General features: G+C 67.6%; 17 protein-coding genes. 14 read left to right on the top strand and 3 right to left on the bottom strand.

The features are described 5' to 3' along the window. Positions 1-12 precede the first annotated feature (12 nt). Positions 13-1,671, bottom strand: coding sequence for an L-glutamate gamma-semialdehyde dehydrogenase (pruA, locus tag VNF92_13420; protein HVA58876.1), 1,659 nt, complete (start codon positions 1,669-1,671; stop codon positions 13-15). A gap of 208 nt (positions 1,672-1,879) precedes the next feature. Here pruA and VNF92_13415 point away from each other — a divergent pair, with 208 nt between their 5' ends. After that, positions 1,880-2,560, top strand: coding sequence for a response regulator (locus VNF92_13415; GenBank protein ID HVA58875.1), 681 nt, complete (start codon positions 1,880-1,882; stop codon positions 2,558-2,560). Further along, positions 2,557-3,465, top strand: a complete 909-nt coding sequence (locus tag VNF92_13410) for a deoxyribonuclease IV (protein ID HVA58874.1) — start codon at positions 2,557-2,559, stop codon at positions 3,463-3,465. Before VNF92_13415 ends, VNF92_13410 begins: the two co-directional genes overlap by 4 nt. Positions 3,466-3,569: 104 nt before the next feature. Here the strand turns inward: VNF92_13410 and VNF92_13405 are convergent, their stop codons facing one another. Beyond that, positions 3,570-4,541 carry an alpha/beta fold hydrolase gene (locus VNF92_13405; protein ID HVA58873.1) on the bottom strand — a complete coding sequence of 324 codons (972 nt, stop codon included), beginning with the start codon at positions 4,539-4,541 and terminating at the stop codon, positions 3,570-3,572. 482 nt (positions 4,542-5,023) lie between these two features. Between VNF92_13405 and VNF92_13400 the strand changes: the two genes are divergently transcribed. From VNF92_13400 to VNF92_13345, 12 genes are all read left to right on the top strand, one after another. Continuing rightward, the gene (locus VNF92_13400) at positions 5,024-5,713 is read left to right on the top strand and encodes a hypothetical protein (protein ID HVA58872.1); all 690 of its coding nucleotides are present in this window, start codon (positions 5,024-5,026) and stop codon (positions 5,711-5,713) included. A gap of 231 nt (positions 5,714-5,944) precedes the next feature. Beyond that, a complete protein-coding gene (locus tag VNF92_13395) occupies positions 5,945-6,217 on the top strand; it encodes an autorepressor SdpR family transcription factor (protein HVA58871.1) in 273 nt (90 codons plus the stop codon). After that, positions 6,210-6,842, top strand: a complete 633-nt coding sequence (locus tag VNF92_13390) for an SdpI family protein (GenBank protein HVA58870.1) — start codon at positions 6,210-6,212, stop codon at positions 6,840-6,842. Before VNF92_13395 ends, VNF92_13390 begins: the two co-directional genes overlap by 8 nt. Further along, positions 6,839-8,410, top strand: coding sequence for an alpha/beta fold hydrolase (locus tag VNF92_13385; protein ID HVA58869.1), 1,572 nt, complete (start codon positions 6,839-6,841; stop codon positions 8,408-8,410). The genes VNF92_13390 and VNF92_13385 overlap by 4 nt, the downstream gene beginning before the upstream one ends. A gap of 164 nt (positions 8,411-8,574) precedes the next feature. Next, positions 8,575-8,943 carry an SWIB/MDM2 domain-containing protein gene (locus tag VNF92_13380; GenBank protein ID HVA58868.1) on the top strand — a complete coding sequence of 123 codons (369 nt, stop codon included), beginning with the start codon at positions 8,575-8,577 and terminating at the stop codon, positions 8,941-8,943. 204 nt (positions 8,944-9,147) lie between these two features. Further along, complete coding sequence (gene lepB, locus VNF92_13375; GenBank protein ID HVA58867.1) at positions 9,148-10,014, top strand: signal peptidase I; 867 nt, start codon at positions 9,148-9,150, stop codon at positions 10,012-10,014. A gap of 21 nt (positions 10,015-10,035) precedes the next feature. Next, positions 10,036-11,112 (top strand): SRPBCC family protein, encoded by a 1,077-nt coding sequence (locus VNF92_13370; GenBank protein HVA58866.1) that lies wholly within the window; start codon positions 10,036-10,038, stop codon positions 11,110-11,112. Positions 11,113-11,154: 42 nt separating this feature from the next. Continuing rightward, complete coding sequence (locus VNF92_13365; protein ID HVA58865.1) at positions 11,155-13,662, top strand: ATP-binding protein; 2,508 nt, start codon at positions 11,155-11,157, stop codon at positions 13,660-13,662. A 75-nt stretch (positions 13,663-13,737) separates the two neighbouring features. Continuing rightward, on the top strand, positions 13,738-14,259 hold the full coding sequence (locus VNF92_13360) for a hypothetical protein (protein HVA58864.1): 522 nt from the start codon (positions 13,738-13,740) through the stop codon (positions 14,257-14,259). 10 nt (positions 14,260-14,269) lie between these two features. Further along, on the top strand, positions 14,270-15,388 hold the full coding sequence (locus tag VNF92_13355) for an aminotransferase class I/II-fold pyridoxal phosphate-dependent enzyme (protein HVA58863.1): 1,119 nt from the start codon (positions 14,270-14,272) through the stop codon (positions 15,386-15,388). Between the two features lie 29 nt (positions 15,389-15,417). Next, a complete protein-coding gene (locus VNF92_13350; GenBank protein ID HVA58862.1) occupies positions 15,418-15,780 on the top strand; it encodes a co-chaperone GroES family protein in 363 nt (120 codons plus the stop codon). Positions 15,781-15,792: 12 nt separating this feature from the next. Next, positions 15,793-16,239, top strand: a complete 447-nt coding sequence (locus tag VNF92_13345; GenBank protein ID HVA58861.1) for a BrxA/BrxB family bacilliredoxin — start codon at positions 15,793-15,795, stop codon at positions 16,237-16,239. Positions 16,240-16,312: 73 nt separating this feature from the next. Here the strand turns inward: VNF92_13345 and VNF92_13340 are convergent, their stop codons facing one another. Then, entirely contained in the window at positions 16,313-20,095 is a 3,783-nt protein-coding gene (locus VNF92_13340; GenBank protein HVA58860.1) for a carboxypeptidase-like regulatory domain-containing protein, read from the bottom strand. Positions 20,096-20,100 lie beyond the last annotated feature (5 nt).

Genomic DNA, 20,100 nt, shown 5'->3' with positions numbered 1-20,100 from the left:
CCGTTCCCCGTCCTACTCCGCCGTCATGAACGGATACTTATGATCCGTCGGCGGCGCGAACGACTCCTTGATTGCGCGGGCGCTCACCCAGCGCACGAGGTTCAGCTTGGAGCCGGCCTTGTCGTTGGTGCCCGAGCCGCGCGCCCCGCCGAACGGTTGCTGCCCGACCACCGCGCCGGTGGGCTTGTCGTTGACGTAAAAATTTCCGGCGCTGTTGCGCAGCGTGGCCATGGCCTCGCGCACGCCGTGACGGTCGGTGGAGAAGACCGCGCCGGTGAGCGCATAGGGAGACGTCTCATCGATCGCGTGGAGCGTCTCGGCCCATTTGGCGTCGTCGTAGACATACGCCGTCACCACGGGGCCGAAGATCTCCTCGCACAGCAGTCGGTAGCCCGGATCGGTGGTCTCGACGAGCGTCGGGGCGACGAAATACCCTACCGACTCATCGGTCTTGCCGCCGGCCACGATCGTGGCGTTGCGCTTCGCGTCGGCGATGTATTCACTGATCTTACGGAACGCCTTCTGGTCGATCACGGCGCCGACGAAATTGCGGAAGTCCTGAATGTCGCCCATCCGCATCTCCTGCATCATGGCCACGACGCGGTCGCGCACCTCGGGCCAGAGCGAGCGCGGCACGTAGACGCGGCTGGCGGCCGAGCACTTCTGCCCCTGGTATTCGAACCCGCCGCGCGCGATCGCCACGGCCAGCGCCTGGGGGTCGGCCGACGGGTGCGCCAGGATGAAGTCCTTGCCCCCGGTCTCGCCCACGATGCGCGGATACGAGCGGAAGTTCGCCATGTTGGCGCCGATGGTTTTCCACATGCTGTTGAACACCATCGTGCTGCCCGTGAAGTGCACGCCGGCCAGGTCGGGATGGGACAGGGTGATCTCGCTGATCATCGCCGCGTCGCCCGCCACGAGATTGATCACCCCCGGGGGCAGTCCCGCCGCCTCCAGAATCTCGAGAATGTAGTGCGCCGAGAGCATGGCCGTAGACGCCGGCTTCCACACGACCGTGTTGCCCATGAGCGCCGGCGCGGTGGGCAGGTTGCCGGCGATCGACGAGAAGTTGAACGGCGTGATGGCATAGACGAAGCCTTCCAGCGGCCGGTAGTCGAGCTGGTTCCACATCGTGTGGTTCGACAGGGGCTGCTCGTCGTACAGTTCCTGCGCGTAGTGCGGGTTGAACCGCCAGAAGTCGATCAACTCGCAGGCCGAGTCGATCTCGGCCTGGAACGCCGTCTTGGACTGATTGAGCATCGCGGCCGCATTGGCCGTGTCCCGCCAGGTCGTGGTGAGCAATTCGGCGGCCCGCAGGAACACCGCGGCGCGGTCCTCCCACGCCCAGTTGGCCCAGTCCGCGTGGGCCGTCCTCGCGGCGGCGATCGCCTGGCGCACGTGATCGGGCGTGGCCCGGTGAAAGTCGCCGAGCACGCGCTTGTGGTCATGTGGCATGACCACGCGGGCGGTGTCGCCGGTGCGGACGGGCAGCCCGCCGATGACCAGTGGAATATCGATGCGGTCGCCGGCCATGGCGGCCAGGCGTGCCTTGAGCGATGCCCGTTCGGCCGATCCCGGCGCGTACGCGCGCACGGGCTCGTTGACCGGTGGGGGAACGCGACGCGTACCGTTGAAGGCCGCGATCGGAGTCGTACGGTCGGAAGCAGACATGGTTGATCTCGGGTCGTTCGAGGTGCTGAGGGCGTACAATGGGCATGCCGGATGAAAGATACGCCGGGGCGAGGCGCGGGACCAACGCGGGCCGGACTCGCGAACTCGGCGGCGATCGGCCACATTTTCCGGAGTTACGACGGCGCGCAGCCGAGACGATTCTCGGCCCCGCTTCCATGCTTCCCTTTCGCTGTACGCAGGCCCATCCGTGAAAGTCCTCATCGCCGACGACGACGATACGATCCGTGCGCTCGTGCGGTCGGTCGTTGTGAGCTTGGGCTACGAGCCCATTGATGCGTCCACCGGCACCGACGCCTGGGCGCGGTACCAGGACCAGCGGTTCTCCCTCTGCGTGGTCGACATCGAGATGCCCGACATGGACGGGCTCGAACTCTGCCATCGCATTCGCGATTTGGATCGCAATCACGAGACGTTCATCCTCGTGCTCACCGGGCGGAGTGCCGACGAAGACCTGGGCGCAGTGCTCGCGGCCGGCGCCGACGACTATCTGTCCAAGCCGACCTCGCCGGGCAACCTGCGGGCGCGGCTCGTGATCGCCCAGCGGCGCATGGACATGGACGCGCAGCGGCGCGCCGCCGAGGCGGCCCTCGCCAATGCGCGCTGGCTGGCCGGCATCGGCGAGACGACGATCGCGTTGCAGCACGAGATCAACAACCCGCTTTCGGCCCTGCTCGGACATGCCGAACTCCTCATGCTCGACGGGGACGCCCGAGTGCCAAACGACCACCTGCGGGTGATCCACGAACAGGCCCGTCGCATTGCCGATGTGGTGAAGCGGCTGGGCAAGCTGCGCGATCCGCAAACCGTGGAATACGTTGCCGGCACACGCATGCTCGACCTGAGCAAACCGCCGCACGAGAAGCCGTGACCGCGGACGGCGGGCCCGGGCGGTTCATCGGCGCACACACGATCGCCAATGGCGGGATCCACATGGCCGTGCGCCGCGCGGCGAGCGCCCACATGACCGCGCTGCAGGTGTTCACCTCCATCCCCAAGTACTACGGCGACAAGGTCTCCATCAAACCCGATCGCGTAGCGCGGTTTGTCGCGGCCCTGGGTGACGCCGCCATCGCGCTTGACCACGTGGTGGTCCACGCTGGCTACGTGCTCAACACGGCCACCCCCGATCCGGAAAAATGGGCGCGCGCCCGCGACGGGCTGGCCAAGGAGTTGGAACGCTCAACCGCGCTTGGCGTAGGTGCCGTGTGCTTCCACCCCGGCGCCGCTACCGACGACGACCGCGCGGCGGCGTTGGGCCGCATCGCCGCCGCCATCACCCACGCCCTCGAGCGCACCGAGGGGCGCACGCGGCTGCTCGTGGAGAACACCGCGGGCGCCGGCCGCACCATGGGCCGCACGCCTGACGAGGTGGCCGGTATACTCGAGCGGGTACCCCCGGCGCTGCGCCATCGCACCGGCTATGGGCTCGATACCTGTCATCTGTTCGCGTCGGGGTTCGCCATTCACGAGAGCGCCGCGGCGCAGGCCGCGGTGCTCGACGCGTTCGAGCGGGCCACCGGCGAGCCGCCGGGCTTCTTCCATCTCAATGACAGCGAAGGCGCGCTGGGCTCCAACAAGGACCGCCACGCGCTGATCGGTCAGGGCCAGATCGGCGTCGAGCCATTCCGCTGGCTGCTCCACGACCCGCGCTCGGCCGGCGTGCCGTGCATCCTCGAGACGCCGCAGGAACACCCCGGCATTGCCGACGACGACCCGGCCGCCGATCCGTGGGACGTCGAGATGATGGAGCTGCTGCGGAAACTCGCGGAGTGAAAACGGCGCGGCCGAGCGCTGAACACCTGGAGCCGTGAGCTGACAGCGATCAGCCGTCGGCAATGGCGAAGGGACCCTTCTCTACTCATCCGGCGCCGCGGGACCTACCGCCGCAGGCGCTCCACGAACTCGGCGATCGCCGGTACGAGCTTGGGGTCGAGCGGCAGCGACGGATCGGTGTACGCCGCCGTCTGCGCGGCCAGCCCGGCCGGCGCGTCCTTGAGCACGTGCGTCATGCCGTCGAGCACGAGCAGCGTGGCCTGCGGATCGGCCTTGGCCAGCCGCTGTGCCTCGTCCAGGCCGATCTGCGCGTCGTGCGTCCCCTGCACGATGAGCGCCGGGATCTGCAGCTTGGCGATCTCCGTGGCCGGATCGTACTTGAACCATGAGATGAGATAGGGCTGCACACTCGCGCGGTAGAGCGGCTGCAGCGGGGCAGGCACGCTGTCGGTGGTCTGTCCCTTCTCGAGACCCGACAGGATGCGTTCCGACTCGGCGGCCAGATCCGGGGGCAATTTGCCCGCGAGTTGGGTGCGGAGGACGACCGCGGCAGGCAGGCCTGCTCCTTCCAGCGAGATGTACCCATCGGCGTGGGCCGCGGGCGCGGCGACCATCCCGATCAACGATCCCTCGCTGTGCCCGATTACGGTGACGGTCGTGAAGCGCCGGTCGGCGCGGAGCTCGGTCAGCCAGCCTTCGGCGTCGCGCACGTAGTCGTCGAACCGCAGATCGGACTCGCTGCGGCCGGCGGCGCGGCTGGCGGCGATGCCCCGCTTGTCGTAGCGCAGGGTTGCGATGCCGCGCGCCGCCAGGTCGTTGGCGATGAGTTTGTAGGCGTCGGTGCGTACGCCGGCCGGGCTGTTGCCGTCGCGGTCGGTGGGCCCGGAGCCGGCGATGATCAGCGCCACGGGGTAGGGGCCCGCGCCCTCGGCGGGCAGGGTGAGCGTTCCCTCGATCGCCCCGGTCGGGGTCTGGAGGGTCATGGGTTCTTCGCGCGGCGCTGGGGCGGAGCCTCCGGAGTCGGGGAGGGTGATCGTCGAGGCCACCAAGCAGGCGGCGAGGATCAGCGTGTTCATATGCCTTGTGCGCTCCGACGGGTGGGGTGGAATCGAGGGCCGGGGGAGGCCGCGATTCTAAGATAAGACACTTAGCTAGGTATGCAAGTAATGACGACTGGGCCTCATCCGGAGGGCCGATGTCGGCGCGAGTGTTTGATCGAACAGCATGTGCGGTTTCTTCGACACGGTCAACGTCTCGGCGCGGCGGGCTCGTTCCGGTAGTCTTACGCATAAGCCCGTGCCGGCAGGCCAAGCAATCGTCGAGGGTGCGTTGGAGGAACGCTCATCCTCTCCAGTTGCGCCGCGTTGATGACGAGAGTCTGCCACTTTGGAGAAGTAACCGCCGGAGTCAGCAAACCGAGGGGAGAGACTCGATGGCTCGTGTTCCGCATCTAGTGATGGGCGTTGTTCTAGCGGTCTCGACACGGCATGTGCCGTCGCACCCACGGCCATCGATCCCCACCAGTCCCACAGCGCATGCGAGTCGCAGCATCGACACCGTGACTCACGCGCCAGGGTTCGACGTCGTGGTTGCGCCGGCGCTGCTCGACCTCGCCGCCGATTCAGTGACGCTTTCCTACGTTGTGACGGTCCTACCCACGGCTCGGGATTCCCTCACCTCGTTCATGGTGGACGCTCCCGGAGTCCTCCACGTGCGGGCGTCCAACGCGTGGGCAGGCGCATGGACGTCCACGAGCTGGCATGAACGCGCCACCGCCGGGTGGGGGGCGGACTCGGCGTTCTTGGCGCCGGGGTCCTCGACTCCGCCGCTCGTCTACTCGGCCCGTGGGGCGGTCGACATCGTCCGCTACTGGGCCGAGGCCGATGGGCCGGTGGACACCGTCGATACGGTGCTCGCGTCTGATTCTATCCCGACGCCGCCATCCGCGGATACCGCGGTCACGCTGCGCGGCACGACGGGCCTCACCGTCGGCGTCGGGCCCACGCCGGTCGATCGCTCCCCGGGCGGTCTGGCCTCGCGGCTGTCCCACCTCATCACCCGCGCGTGCCGACTCGGGTGGGTCGATGAACGGGGGGTATGCAACAGTCTTGGCGCCAAGGTGCGGCCCGATTCGGCATCGCTCGGCGCCCTGCTCGACGAATTGGGCGCACAGCGTGGCAAACACGTGTCCGAGGCCGCGTTCGTGCTCTTGTCGGCGAACGCCAGGATGTTGCTGGACCGCCTGTAAGCCATCCTCGGATATGGTCCCGGTCGTCGATCCAGCCACGTACCGGCGGGTTCGGAGATACCGCACAGACTGTGTTTTCGAACGCTCATGCCGACAGTCGGCACTGCGTGTACGACGAAACTGCACAACGCGTTTAATCGAACGCTCACGCCGACAGGCCGAACGCTGTGAGCCGTGAACGGTCCCGCTGCTTATACTTGTCTAGTTAGCTAAGTAGCTTATCTTGTCGCCATGGACTCCGCCTTCAAAGCCCTCGCCGACCCCACCCGCCGAGAGATCCTCAAACTCCTGCGCAAACGGCCCCGCACCTCGGGAGAAATCGCCGAACAGTTCGACACCGCCTGGCCCACGATCTCCCGCCACCTTGGCGTGCTCCGCGACGCCGGGCTCGTCCTGTCCGAGCGCCACGGCCAGCAGGTCGTTTACGAACTCAACACCACGGTGTTCAACGACGTCGTCGAGCAGTTGCTCGATTGGATTCGACCGGGGAGGAAGCATGCGTAAGTGGTATCCCGTGATCCTGATCGCGGGGGCGCTCTCGTTCTCGGCGATCGCGTATCCCCACCTTCCGCTCTCGATGCCGATGCACTGGGGCATCAACGGCCAGCCCAACGGCTACGGCAGCCGGCTGGTCGGCGCCTTCCTCATGCCCTTGATCGCGCTCGCCATCTGGGGCTTCATGCGCGGCCTGCCGCTCATCGATCCGCGGCGCGCGAACTACGCCAAGTTCCAGGGCACCTACGACCTGGTGGTCGATGCCGTCATCACGCTGCTGGTGGCGGTCCATGTCGCGGTGATTGGCGCCGCGCTCGGCTGGCCGATCCGCATCGACCGGGTCATGCCGGTCGTGGTCGGGGGCATGCTGCTGCTCCTGGGCAACGTCATGCCCCGCGCCCGCTCCAACTGGTGGTTCGGCATCCGCACGCCGTGGACGCTGTCCAGCGACACCGTGTGGACCAAGACGCATCGCGTGGGCGGCTACCTCATGACCGCGGCGGGCATTGTCACCGTGCTGTCCGTCGTCCTGCCCGCCCGCGCCGGATTCGTCGTGCTGATGAGCGCCGTGATGGGCGCGTCGTTGGGTTCGGTGGTCTACTCGTACTTCGCCTGGAAGGGAGAACAAACGTGAATCGTGCATCGCTCGCCGCTGCCGGCCTGTGCCTCGCCGTCGGCGCTTCCGCCGGCGCCCAGGGCGCCGACCAGTATACCTTCCGCATGTTGTTGGGCCGCGACACGCTCACGAGCGAGGTCGTGCAGCGCACTCCCATGCGCCTGGACGTCGACATGGTCGACAAGTCGACGGGCACCCGGTGGCGGTATGCGATGACCCTGGCTCCGGATGCGCAGGTGGCGGCCATGACGAGCGCCTTCTACCGGCTGGCCAACGGCGATACGGTGCCATTCCAGAGCGCCGATCTCGCGTTCGAGGGCGACTCGGTGCGTGCCACGGTGTCGGGCAACGTCTCGCGCGTCCAGACGCTTGCTACGCGGCCGGGCGCGGTGCCCTACATCAATCCCTCGTTCGCCATGGTAGAGCAGGCGTTGCGCCGCGCGCGCGCCATAGGACGCGCCGTCGACACCGTGCCGCTGTTCATGGTGTCGGGCGGGCAGACGATTCCGGCGGTGGTGGAGTGGGTAGGTGGCGACTCCGCTACGGTCCGCCTTGGTGCCACCACCATGCGCGCCGCGGTGGGGCCGGACGGCGCGTTGCTCGGCGCGCTGATTCCCCTGCAGAACGTCACGGTATTGCGCGAGGGTGGGACGCACCCGCTGGTCATCCGGAAGATCGATTACGGCGCCCCCCTGGGGGCACCCTACACCGCTCAGGACGTAACCGTCCACACGCCCGAGGGGCTGTCGCTCACCGGCACGCTCACGCTGCCCGCCGTGCGGTCCGGCCCCGTACCGGCAGTGGTCACGATCACCGGCTCTGGTACCGAGGACCGTGATGAGCGGATCTCGATCGTGGATGGCTACCGCCCGTTCTGGCAGGTGGCCGACACCTTGGGGCGGCGTGGGATTGCCACGCTGCGGCTGGATGACCGCGGCATGAACGGTTCGACCGCCGGGCCGCCCACGGCAACCTCGGCCGACTATGCCAACGACATCCGCGCCGCGCTGGCGTACCTGCGTACGCGGCCCGAGATCGACGGGACTCGGCTGGGGCTGGTGGGGCACAGCGAGGGCGGGATGATCGCGCCCATGGTGGCGGCTACCGATCCATCGCTCAAGGGAATCGTGCTGCTGGCCGGGCCGGCGTACACGGGGCGGCGCATCCTCGAGTTCCAGCAGCGCAACGCGGTGGCCAATGCGACGTCGCTCACGCCGGACCAGCGCAGGGCGGCGCTCGCCGAGAGCGCGAAAGCCACGGGCGAACTGGCGGCGAAGAGCGCCTGGCTGCGGTACTTCATGGATTACAACCCACTGCTCACGGCCCGGGAGGTACGGGTGCCGGTGCTGATCCTACAGGGGGAAACGGATCAACAGGTGACGCCGGAGCAGGCAGACACGCTCGCCGCGGCCTTCCGCGCCGGGGGCGATCGCGACGTCACGGTGCGGAAATTCCCGGCCACCGACCATCTGTTCGTGGCCGATTCGACAGGGGATCCCGCGCGGTATGGGTCGCTTCCCACTCGGGTGGTGCGGCCGGTCGTGCTGGGTACGCTCGCCGACTGGCTGGTGGCGCATCTGCGGTGACCGGCCGACGGTGGTGGATTCTCCGAGGGAAAACGGGCTCGCGTCAGAGGGGAAACGCGGGAAGTTTCCTATTGCATCCCGTACGGAGTGTTTTACCTTACGGCGCGACGGACAGCGGTTCCCTCTGAGAGCACCTTCCGTTTCACAATTCCAGGAGAGACCACATGGCTGCAAAAAAGGCGAAGAAGAGCGCGAAGAAGGGCGCGAAGAAAGCCGCCAAGAAGACCGTGAAGAAGGCGAAGAAGCCGGCGAAGAAGGCCGCGCCGAAAAAGAAGGCGAAGCGCAAACCAAACGCCGCGTTCATGAGGCCCGTGCAGCCGGATGCGATGCTCGCCACCGTCGTGGGTTCGACTCCGATCCCGCGCACCGAAGTGACGAAGAAGCTCTGGGTGTACATCAAGAAGAACGGCCTGCAGGATGCCAAAGAGCGTCGCATGATCAACGCCGACGCGAACCTGAAGGCGGTGTTCGGCGGCAAGGGCAAGGTCTCGATGTTCGAGATGACCAAGCTCGTCGGCAAGCACCTCAAGTAGGTCGCTTCGATTCGATACAGCGAGGGCGCGCTCACGGCGCGCCCTTTGTTGTGTCTGGCGTCAGCGATCGCGCCGGGAACCCCCGCCTGGCCCGCGCCGTAGGGTGTCGTAGATTCCCATCGTGCCCGGTGCGCCGCCGAGTCCAGCCGCGGCGCTCCCGACCGGCGGCCCCCGGCCGCCATTCACACTCTCGTCCCATCTCGCGTGGCCAAGTCTTCGAAGTCCGGCAAGTCGTCCAGATCCGCCAAGGCGCCCAACGTCGTCGCCGCGGCGCGCAACAGTCGCGGCCGCAAGTCTGGCTCGAGTTGGCTCCACTGGCTGTGGGAGAACGCCAAATCGCTCGCCGGGGCACTGCTGATCTACTTCTTCATTCGCACATTCCTCGTGGAAGCGTACAAGATCCCCTCGGGGAGCATGATCCCGACGCTGCTCGTGGGCGATTGGCTGTTCGTGAACAAGGCGGTATACGGGCCCGCGCTGCCATTCAGCGACATCCACCTGCCGGGCTATTCCAGTCCCCACCGGGGCGACGTGGTCGTGTTCGTGTCGCCGTACCAGGCCGACGAGGCCGCGCGGGGCAACGATCCCACGCCCACTCTCGTGAAGCGTCTCATCGGCGCACCCGGGGACACGATCTACATGCGCAAGGGCGTCGTATACGTGAACGGACTCGCTCGGCGGCAGGGATTCGGCGCCGCTGCCTACACGGGCGATCCCGCGCAGTCGTCGCCCGACGAGACGTCGTCGCTGTTCGACTGGCAGAAGCGGATCGCACTCGAAAACACGCGCTTCGGCTCGGCGCCCGCCGACCCGACGCACGATAATTGGGGCCCGCTCCTCGTGCCTCCGGGCGACTATTTCATGATGGGCGACAATCGCTACTGCTCCAAGGACAGCCGCTACTGGGGCGTGGTCCCGCGCGCCAACATCCGCGGACGGCCAATGTTCGTGTACTACTCGTACCGGCCAAGCCCCGGCGGGCTCAACGACTGCGATGGCCAGACGAGCGACCGGCCACTCTCGTTCCTCACCGATATTCGGTGGGGGCGGTTGTTCCACGTGATTCGATGACCTGAGGTTCTCTTGCCCCTGGTGTTCCCGTTCGACCCCGACATTGCCAAGGCCGCGACCGTGCCAGCGCGACTGTACAACGATCCGGTCTACCTCGAGCTGGAACGCGAGCGGGTGTTCGCGCACAGCTGGCAGCTCGTGGGTCGTGCGGAGCAACTGGCGGAGGTCGGCGACTACGTCACCACCGAGGTCGGGAACGACTCCGTCGTGATCGTGCGCGACGGCGAAGGTCTGCGCGGGTTCCACAACGTCTGCCTGCATCGCGCCGGGCCGGTGGCCCAGGGGTGTGGACGCCGCCAGACGCTGCAGTGCCGCTATCACGGGTGGACCTATTCGCTGTCGGGGGCGCTGCTGCGGGCGCCGGAGATGGAAGGGGTGCTGGGGTTCCACCCGGACGAGATGCACCTCGTTCCGGTGGCGGTGGCCACGTGGGGTCCGCTCGTATTCGTGAACCTCGACGGCAAGGCCCCGCCGCTCGCCGAGGTGCTCGAAGACATCCCGGCGCGCGTGGCACCCTTCCACTGCGAGTCCATGCGCTACGTGATGCGCAAGGAGTACGATCTCGCCTGCAACTGGAAGGTGTACGTCGACAACTACCTCGAGGGCTACCACGTGCCGGTGGTGCACCCGGGACTGCACAAGGAACTGGATTACGATCAGTACCGGGTAGAGCCGCACCGGTACTCGTCCTTCCAACATGCCCCGCTGCGCCCGGTGCCGTCGGCCGGCGGCGACCGCAAGTACGTTCCCCAGGCGAGCGAGGTGCCCGAAGCGTTCTACGTCTGGATCTTTCCCAATGTCATGCTCAACATCTACATGGGGCAGATGCAGACGAACGTGGTGCTCCCGCTGGCGCACGACCGCACGCGAGTGGTCTTCGAATGGTTCGCCACGAATCCTCCGGCCAACCCGGCGACCGACGAGCGGTGGAGCCGGTTGGTGGCGTTCAGCGACGAGATCCAGGACGAGGACATCGCGATCTGCGAGATCGTGCAACGCAACCTGCGGTCGCGCGTCTATGACCGGGGCCGCTACTCCGCCAAGCGCGAGAATGGCGTACACCACTTTCACTCGTTGCTCCACGAGTTTCTGACCTGACGCCGGGTTGGACTCGGGTCGTCTTCCGCCGCGGGGAGCCACATGATCCGTTGGTCGCCCCTGTCCAACCGCATCGAGTCCCTGATCGCCCTGTCGCAGTTGGCCTGCGTCGCCACGCTCGGGGCGCTGCTGGCCACCTCGTGGTGGCATCTCCAGGGACTCCTGAACGCCACGTTCCTCATCGCGCTCGCCGTGTTCGCGCTGGCGGCCGGCGGCGTGGCGTCGCGTATGCGGCGGGTGTCGCGCGAACTCTTCGCCGGCATGGCCGCGGCGGCGGCGCTGCTGGTGGTGGCCGAGATCGTCGGCCGTCTGATGCCGGCCTCGGGGCTCGCCCAGGCGCTGTCGCTCGTGGGTCGCACGGAGAAGGCCATCATCGTGGCCACGCTCAATGCGCTGCTCCCGCTCTACGCGCACGCCGCGCTCGTGGCGCAGCACCGCGCGGCCGAAGCGCTGGAGCGCAGTGTCGTGGCCGAGCGCACGTTCGCCACCACGCTCGAAGCGAGCGTCGCGATGCGCACAGCCGAACTGGAGGATGCGCAGCGAGTCCTCCAGCGGATGTGGCGCCTGGGCCAACAGATCGCACTCGAGCTCGATGCGCGGCGGGTGCTCGAACGATTCGTGGACGCGGCGAGCGACGTCGCGCAGGCCGACGGGGCGGCGATCGGTCTCATTGGTGAGGATGGCATCGTGCGCCTCCCGATCGCGCGCGGTGGGCTGGTCGAGCTGGTGGGCTCGCAGGTGCGGGCGTCCGATACGGTCATGGGGCAGGTCGTCCGGACCGGGCGTGCGTGGCTGAGCGACGACCGGACGAGAGGCGCCGGGCCTACCGGGTTGGCGGTGCACCCGGCGATCGGGGACGGCCCGCGCAGCCTGGCTGTGCTTCCCATCTCGAGGCGCGGCGAGCGCGTGGGCGCGGTGGTGCTCTCCCGGCGGAACGAGAATCCGTTCGACCAGGTCACGCTGTCGCGCGTGCAAGCGATGAGCGACCTGCTCAACGTGGCGTTGGAGAATACCGAGTTGGTGGAGACGCTTCGCCGCGCCGAGTGGCGGTTCCGCACCCTGTTCCGGTCTGCGCCCGATGCCGTGTTCACGGTGTTGGGCAGTGGCCGGATTCGCGAAGCCAACGACGCGGCGGCGCGGATCATCGGGGTGGACGCCGTGCGCATGGTCGGGCGTCGGCTCAACGAACTGGTGGCGGAGCAGGATCGCGCGCCCCTCGATGAAGCGCTCGCCGCGACCTTTCAGGGACGCCCGGCCCGCTTGGAGATCACCTTCGGGCGCACGGCCGGCGAGCCCGCGCATCTCGTGTCGCTGGCCGCCAGCTTGCTGCCGGAGGCCGACCCTCCGAGCGTGCTCGTCGTGGCGCGCGACGTGACGGCGGAACGCGATATGCGGATGCGGCTCATGCAGACGGATCGGCTGGCCGCGGTGGGTGAACTCGTGGCCGGCGTGGCGCACGAACTGAACAATCCGCTGAGCAGCATCAGCGCCTATGCCCAGCTCCTGCTGCGCGATCCGCAGGTGGACGGCGCCGTTCGCGAACAGGTCGAGGTGATTCGCGCCGAGACGCTGCGCGCCAGTGCCGTGGTCAAGGACCTGCTCGCCTTCGCCCGCCGCAGCGAGCCGAGGCACGAGCCGCTGGACCTGAACCTCGTCGTGGCCCGCACGTTGCGGATGCGTGCCGATCGTGTGTCGTCCCACCACGTGGCCGTACAGCAATCGCTCGACGAAGGGCTGCCGGCCGTGATCGGCGACGCGCGACAGCTGCAGCAAGTGTGCCTCAATCTCATCACCAACGCGACCCAGGCCATGGCCCCGGAGGGCGGCACGCTCACCGTCGCCACGCGATCAACAGGCGGCGAGGTGGTGCTCGAGGTGAGCGACACGGGAGCCGGCATTCCGGATGACGTCCGGTCCCGCGTGTTCGAGCCGTTCTTCACGACAAAGAAGGAAGGCGAAGGCACGGGACTTGGCCTCAGCGTGAGCTACGGCATCGTCACCGAACACAAGGGCCGCATCGAACTCGCCGACTCGTCACCGCGCGGCACCACGTTCCGCGTGTCGCTCCCGGCGGCCCAAGCGGCCGTGGCCAGCGGGGTCGCCCCGGAGTCGCCGCTCGTTCTGCGCTCGCCCATCGCCGGCATCCGCCTGTTGTTCGTGGACGACGAAGCCGCCCTCTGCGCCGGTGTGTTGGCGTACTCGCAGACGCGCGGATTCACGGTGATCACGGCGCCCAGCGCCGAGGCGGCGCTGGACATCATGCGCAACACGAATGTGGACGCCGTGGTATGCGACATCCACATGCCGGGCATGGATGGGTTGGCGTTCCACAGCCGGTTGAATCTGGAACGGCCGGGCCTGGCCCGGCGAACGGTCTTCATCACCGGCGACGTGGTCACGGCCACCAACCGCGTGGCCATGCGGCAGCCGATGCTGGCCAAGCCATTCACCTTCGAGCGCCTCGAAGCATCGGTGACGGCCGTCATTCAAGGACGGCCGTTCGACGACGCCCGGACGACGCCGGTTCACGGATCGGATCGAATCCCGTAAGTTCCAGACGCGGGCGGCCCCCGTGTCGATCCCTTTCTCCTCGACGAGTGTCCAAGACGAGGAACGCGAGCGCTCATGGCAACCTTCTTCCCGCGTCACCCCATCGAGCTACGGTTGGAGGAGTCCAAGGCCTTCCGGCGGCTCTCCTTCAACCTCGTTGAAACGGGCCTCATCACGGGGATCGTGCTCCGTCTGTACCGGTCGGTCGCTCTCACCCACGGGACCGCGAGCTGGCTCTACTTTGGCGGCACCTTGGCCCTCGGGGTTGCATTCGTGTGCGCCATGGCGACCGCCCACCTGGCCAACTACCCGCTCAAGAAGTGGTTCTGGCGGGCTCCCGCCTTCGCTTTCGCGGTCGTGGTGGGAGAGATGACCACGAGCGTGCTCCTCATCTGGGCCCACCGGGAACCCACGGGCACCGCGAGGGCCGGGTTCGACGACTGGCCCGGCATGGCGGTGACCGCCTTCTGGACGCGGGAACTGGCGATCTGCGCATGGGCGGCGCTCCTCGCCGTCATCGTCACGGTCGTGCGCCGGACCATCGTCGCCACGGAACTGCACGAGAAGCACGAGCGCGAACGCGCCGCCGGTTCCTAGCGCCGCCACCATGCGCCCCGTCGCGTTCCGGCTCGAGCGGTACTTCGCAGATCGGGAATTCTCGGCCCCCTACCTGCTGTCGGGATCCGACTGCGAAACGCTGAGCGTTGGCGACCTGCTGGCCATGAGCCCGGGAAGGGAGGCCACGCAGCGGCTGCTCGCCCTTCGTCTGGGTTACACAGAAAGCAGCGGCCATCCCACCCTGCGTTCCGCCATCGCGGCCCTGTACGAGGCCTTGCCGGCGGGTGGCGTGCTGGTCCACGCGGGCGCCCAGGAAGGCGTCTTCACGCTCGTGAACGCCACGCTGGGCCCCGGCGACCATGCCATCGTCCAGTGGCCGTGCTACCAATCGCTGTTCGAACTCCCCCGAGCCGCCGGCGCCGAGGTCTCGGCCTGGCAGGCCGACCCGACCACCTGGGCCCCCGATCCGGCCGACCTCGCGCGCCTGGTCCGCCCCAACACGCGGCTGCTCATCGTCAACTCGCCACACAACCCCACGGGCCACCATTTCGCCCGGCCCATCTTCGAGGCCATCGTTGCCTTCGCCCGCCGTCACGGCCTCGTGGTGCTGTCGGACGAGGTCTATCGCGGGCTGGAATACGCGCCGGCCGACCGTCTCCCCGCGATGTGCGACGCCTATGAGCGTGGGGTATCGCTGGGCGTCCTGTCCAAGGCCTATGGGTTGGCCGGGCTGCGGATCGGGTGGCTGGCCTCCCGCGATGCGGCCATCCTGTCTGCCGCGGCAGAGATCAAGGACTACACGACGATCTGCAACAGCGCCCCGAGCGAACTGCTGGCCGCGGTGGCGCTGGGTGCCGGCGAGGCGATCTTGGCGCGGAACCGCGCTATCGTCACGGCCAATCTTGGGCTCCTGCGCGGGTTCTTCACGCGGCGGTCCGGCCTGCTGCGCTGGGTGCCGCCGCAGGCCGGTTCGGTGACCTTTCCTACGCTGGTCGCGGGGGACGTCGATGCCTTCTGCGCGCGCGTGCTCGAGCGGTCCGGGGTGCTGCTCCTGCCAGGCACCGTGTTCGATGCCGCCAGCCACGAAGTGCGCCTCGGCTTCGGCCGCGCCAATCTGGCCGAGGCGCTCGACCGGCTGGATGCCGTGTTGGACCAGCCCTCGCCGTAGAGATCGGCGGGGACGATTATATTCCCCCCATGCACCGCAAGGACAAGGAACTGATCGTCGTCGGCGACCGCGTGCTGGTCAAGGTCGAAGAAGGCGAGGAGCGGACGAACGTCGGGCTGTACCTGCCGCCGACCGCCGTGGACAACCAAGCGGTGCAGGGCGGCACGATCGTGGCCACCGGTCCCGGCCTTCCGCTACCGAGTCCCGACGCGGGGTCCGACGAGCCCTGGCGGGCGCCCATGCGCGAGACGCGATTCGTACCGATGCAGGCGCGCGAAGGCGACTATGCGCTGTTCTTCCGCAAGGCGGCGGTGGAGATCACGTTCGAGGGCGAGCGGTACCTCGTCGTCCCGCAGCAAGCGATACTCGCGCTGGTGCGCGACGAATCCTAACGGAGTGGAATCATGAGTCTGAATCTTCGCACGGCCCCGACCATGTACCCCGAAGAACTGGTGGCGCCGATGCGCGCCGAACTCACCGGGATTGGCTTCCGTGAACTGCGCACGCCGCAGGAAGTGGACGCCGCGGTCAAGGACGCCACGGGCACGACGCTCGTCGTGGTGAATTCCGTGTGCGGCTGCTCGGCGCGCAATGCGCGTCCGGCAGCAGCGATGGCGATCCGTCACGCGGTGAAGCCGGCGCACCTGGCCACCGTGTTCGCGGGCCAGGATGCCGACGCCACGGCCCGCGCGAGGAGCTATTTCACCGGGTACCCGCCGTCGTCGCCGCAGATCGCGTTACTGAAGGACGGGAAGCTGGTGTTCATGCTGGAGCGCTGGCAGATCGAAGGGCGGCCGGCAGCGGAGATCGCGAAGGATCTCGTGGGCGCGTTCGACGAGCACTGTGGGTGACGGTGGTCCTGCCCTGCCGCACCCGGCAGCAGGCCGGGTGCGGTTCGCGCAGTCCTCAGTGATCCGTTCGCGCTCAGCCCCCGCGGCCGCCGCGCCCACCACCGCCACCACCCCCGCCCCCTCCCATCCCGCCGCCGCCACCGCCGAACCCGCCGAATCCGAACGCCATGCCCGGGCGTAGTTCGCGCAGCGTTTGCGGATCCAGGAAGGCCGCCAGGAAGGTCGGCAGCTGCCGGAACTGATCCGGCGTCAACAATGCCTTGACCCGCGGCGCATACGCGAGCAGCAGATCGATGGTGGCGTTCTGCCCGGTGCTCACGTGGGTGAACGCCTCCGTGACGTCGAACTCCTGCGGCAGCGCGGCCAGGTACCTGGAGATCGGCGTCCAGATGGAGTCCACCGCCGCCGTGAACTGCTTGTTCATCCTGATGAGGCTGTCGGTCTGCACGTCGGTGAGTTTGAGCGGATCCTTCTGGCGCAGCATCTGGTCCATCGGGTTCGGATAGCCACGCACGTAGCGGGCCTTGATCTGCGTTTCGGTGGGGCGGCCTGGGGGCGCGCCGCTCCGGCCACCGCCGAAACCACCACCGCGCCCGCCGCGCCCGCCAAAACCATTCCCGCGTCCACCCGGTCCGCTCCCGCGCAGCAACTGCTCCAACTGCTGGAGATTCCGATCGGGTCCGACCGCGAGCTTGACGTCCAGCGTGGCGGTGAATGGAGCCCACGAGGCCAACTGTGCCGCGGGCGCGTTGCCGAACCGCGGATTGACCTCGTACTGGAACTCATTCGTGGTCGCATTGAACCCACGCACGTAGAGCAGGGTCGGATCCACCACCGGAGGCTGCCCCCACCCGGCCAGGTTGCTGCCGCCATGCACCAGCGCGTCGACCCCGGTGAGTGGGTTGGCAAGGCTGAGCGCCACGGTCATCCGCGAGGGCAGCCGCACGCGGTCCGACACCAGCTGGATATTGAGCGCGCTCATCTGCACCGCCCACGGTCCGCTGCAACTGTTGCGGCCGGCGATCTGGCCAAGCTGGGCGGTGAGGCACTGCCGCGTGCTCCCCGACAGGCTGCCGAGCAGGGACTGCATGCCGCTGCGCAGGCCCGAGTCGCTCGCCGTGGCCGGGTTGAAGATGAATGCCCGGTCGTTGGAGGAGCCATCGCCGTTGATGTCGCCTGCCACGCTCGGTGTGAACCGGTTGCCGGAGCTGACGCGGATGAACGTCGTCAGATTCACCGCGCCGCCGAGTGTGATCGACGTGTTGAAGTTGACCTGATGCTGCGGCCCGGTGTTGCCCCAGAAGAGCGCCAACGGATCGCCCGCCGTGTTGTCACCGAATCCGCGGCTCAACTGCTTCGTGTCGCGGTATACGTAGGTCAGGCTCCAGTTGAAGATGGAGTTGAACGTGCGCGGCGAGATCCCGAACTGGAGTTCCTGGGTGTACGACCGCAGGTCGGACACCGCTTCGGAGACTTGCGAGAAGTCAGACGACGCGCGGTTCGACCCGGCGGCGATGGCGCCGGTGGAGGGCACGATGCTGGCTGGTGAGACGTACACCGGCCGATTGTCCTCATTGGCCAGGCTGAACTGTGGCACGTCGGAGAAGTTCCGGTCGATCGAGCCGCGCTGGTCGTCGTTGATCGAATAGGTGTAGGTCAGGTTGCCGTTGAACAGCGATGTGAGCAGCCCGCGAATGCCGAGGTTGCCGCGCCAACTGCGCTGCGTGCGGTAGTCCGGGCTGAACAACGCCACGTTGGGCGCCGAGTTGGCGAACACGCCCGTGGAGCCGCCGGCGCACGTGGTCGGAATGTTGGCCGCGTTCTGGGCGTACGCCGCCCAGTCCGGCGTGGGCGCCGCGCTCCCCACGCAGGTGATCTGCTGGGCGGCGCTGGGCAGGCCGGTCTGGTCCACCGCGTTGGCGATCAACGTCGCGGTCGGGTTGTTGCGGAACTCACCCACGCCTCCCGTGATCACGTAGAGCGGCGGATGAAAGGCCCCGCGGAATCCCTCGATCTGCGGCGCCGACCCCACCTGCCAGCTGAAGCCCACCCGCGGGCTGATCGTGATGTCGTTCGGCACGACGTTGTTGCGCAGACCGTACAGGCTGTCGACGAGCGGGTTGTACATCGGGGTGGTGCTGAACTCGCTCCCCTCGGCGCGGAATCCGTACTGCACCTGCAACACGTCCACCGGCCGCCACGCGTCGCCCAGCGACATCGCGTACGTTGCGACGTCGCCGCTCTTGTACGCTGGCGCCAACCGGCGGGTGAACGACGCGGGGATGCCGGCCTCGAGATCGGACAGTGAATTGAACGTGAACGTACCGCGCGAGTTCGCGTTCTGGTTCTGGATGTAGCGGCTCAGTTGGATGTCTTCGGTGAGCTTGATCCGGTGCGTATTGTCGTCGCTGAACCACGACGTCGCATTGGAGAACTCCCATTGATAGTTCGTGGAGGTCTGCGGATAGCCGGAGTTGCCGCCGAACTGGAGCGTCGAGACCCCGGACGCGCCGTCGGGCAGCACGGAGCTCACCAGCACGTTCGCTCCGGGCAACAACAGGTAGGCGCTGGCATCCGACGCGGTGGCCGACAGCGAGGCGCTCGTCTCGTCGAGGAATCCGTAGCCGAAATACCCGGCGTGGGTCACCTGCAGCGTCCCGGACCGGCGCGTCGACTGGCCACCGTGGGCCGGGACGGACGAGGTGTTCAGCGAGGCGGCGCCCGACTGGTTCCACGAGCCGTTGAACAGCATGCCCCAGGTGTCGGTGCCCGTGGGCGAGAAACTCATCTGGGCGAATACCCCGGCCGAATTGTTGAGCCGGTCGGACGGCACGGCGCCCACCGTGGCCGGAATCCCTGCGCCCTGCATGTACGCCAGCAGCTGATTGACCGAGTCCTGCGAGATGCCGACGCTCTGGAGCGCCGACTGGTTCGTGTTGAGCAGGGTCTGCAGGTTGCTGCTCTGGCGTCCGAATTGGAACGACGTGTTGTAGAACAGCTTGTTCCAGATGAGCGGCCCGCTCAACGCGCCGCTGGCGATGACGTCGTCATATTGCTGTCCCAGCGCCCGCGACGTGGGATTGGCCCATTGCAGATCCGGGTTGTCGAATGTGACGTGAAGACTGCGGTTGATGTAGTTGGACCCGCTGAACGTCCGAGCCGAGACCTGGCCGCCGCTGAATCCGCCGCGAGACGGATCGAAGGTCGTGGTGGACAGCCGCGCATTGACCTGCACGTCGCGCGGTAGTGTGCCTCCGAAGGTCAGCCCGTTGAGGCTGATGTTGTTCTGGTCGGAGCCGAGCCCGAGCACGGAGAAGCCCATCGTCCCATCGGCGTTGGACATCGCGGTCACGCCTGGCAGGTAGGCGGCCATCGCCGACAGGTCGCCGAGCGCCCCGATCGGAATGCCCTGCGAATTCATCGACTGCTCCACGCCACCGATATCGGGCCGGTTCTCGTCGCCGACGGTGGGCCGCGCTCGATTCGCATTCACGCGGACCGCGTCGAGTTGCGTCGGTGCCGCCTCCATCTTGCCGTTGGCGAGGATCACCGCGTCGTCATCATTCGTCTTCTGGACCTCGAAGCTGAGTGGCACCATGCCGATCGACAGGAAGTTCACCATGTAGTCGCCGTCGCCGCCGGCGAACAGCACGGTGAACCGGCCGTCCGCACCCGTGCGGGACGACCGGGTCGTCTCATCGGTCATCGACTGGACGTTGACGGTGACGTTGGCCAGCGGGTGTCCGTCGGGACCGGTCACGCGGCCCCGAATGATGTCCACCGATCCGCCCTGGGCGGAGGCGGTGGAGAATGCGGCCGCGAGGAACAGGGCGGCGATACAGAGAGCGCTCTTCATGGGCA

The sequence above is a fragment of the Gemmatimonadaceae bacterium genome (assembly GCA_035533015.1).
Taxonomy (GTDB): domain Bacteria; phylum Gemmatimonadota; class Gemmatimonadetes; order Gemmatimonadales; family Gemmatimonadaceae; genus JAGWRI01.
This window is presented reverse-complemented; position numbering and strand designations above follow the sequence as displayed.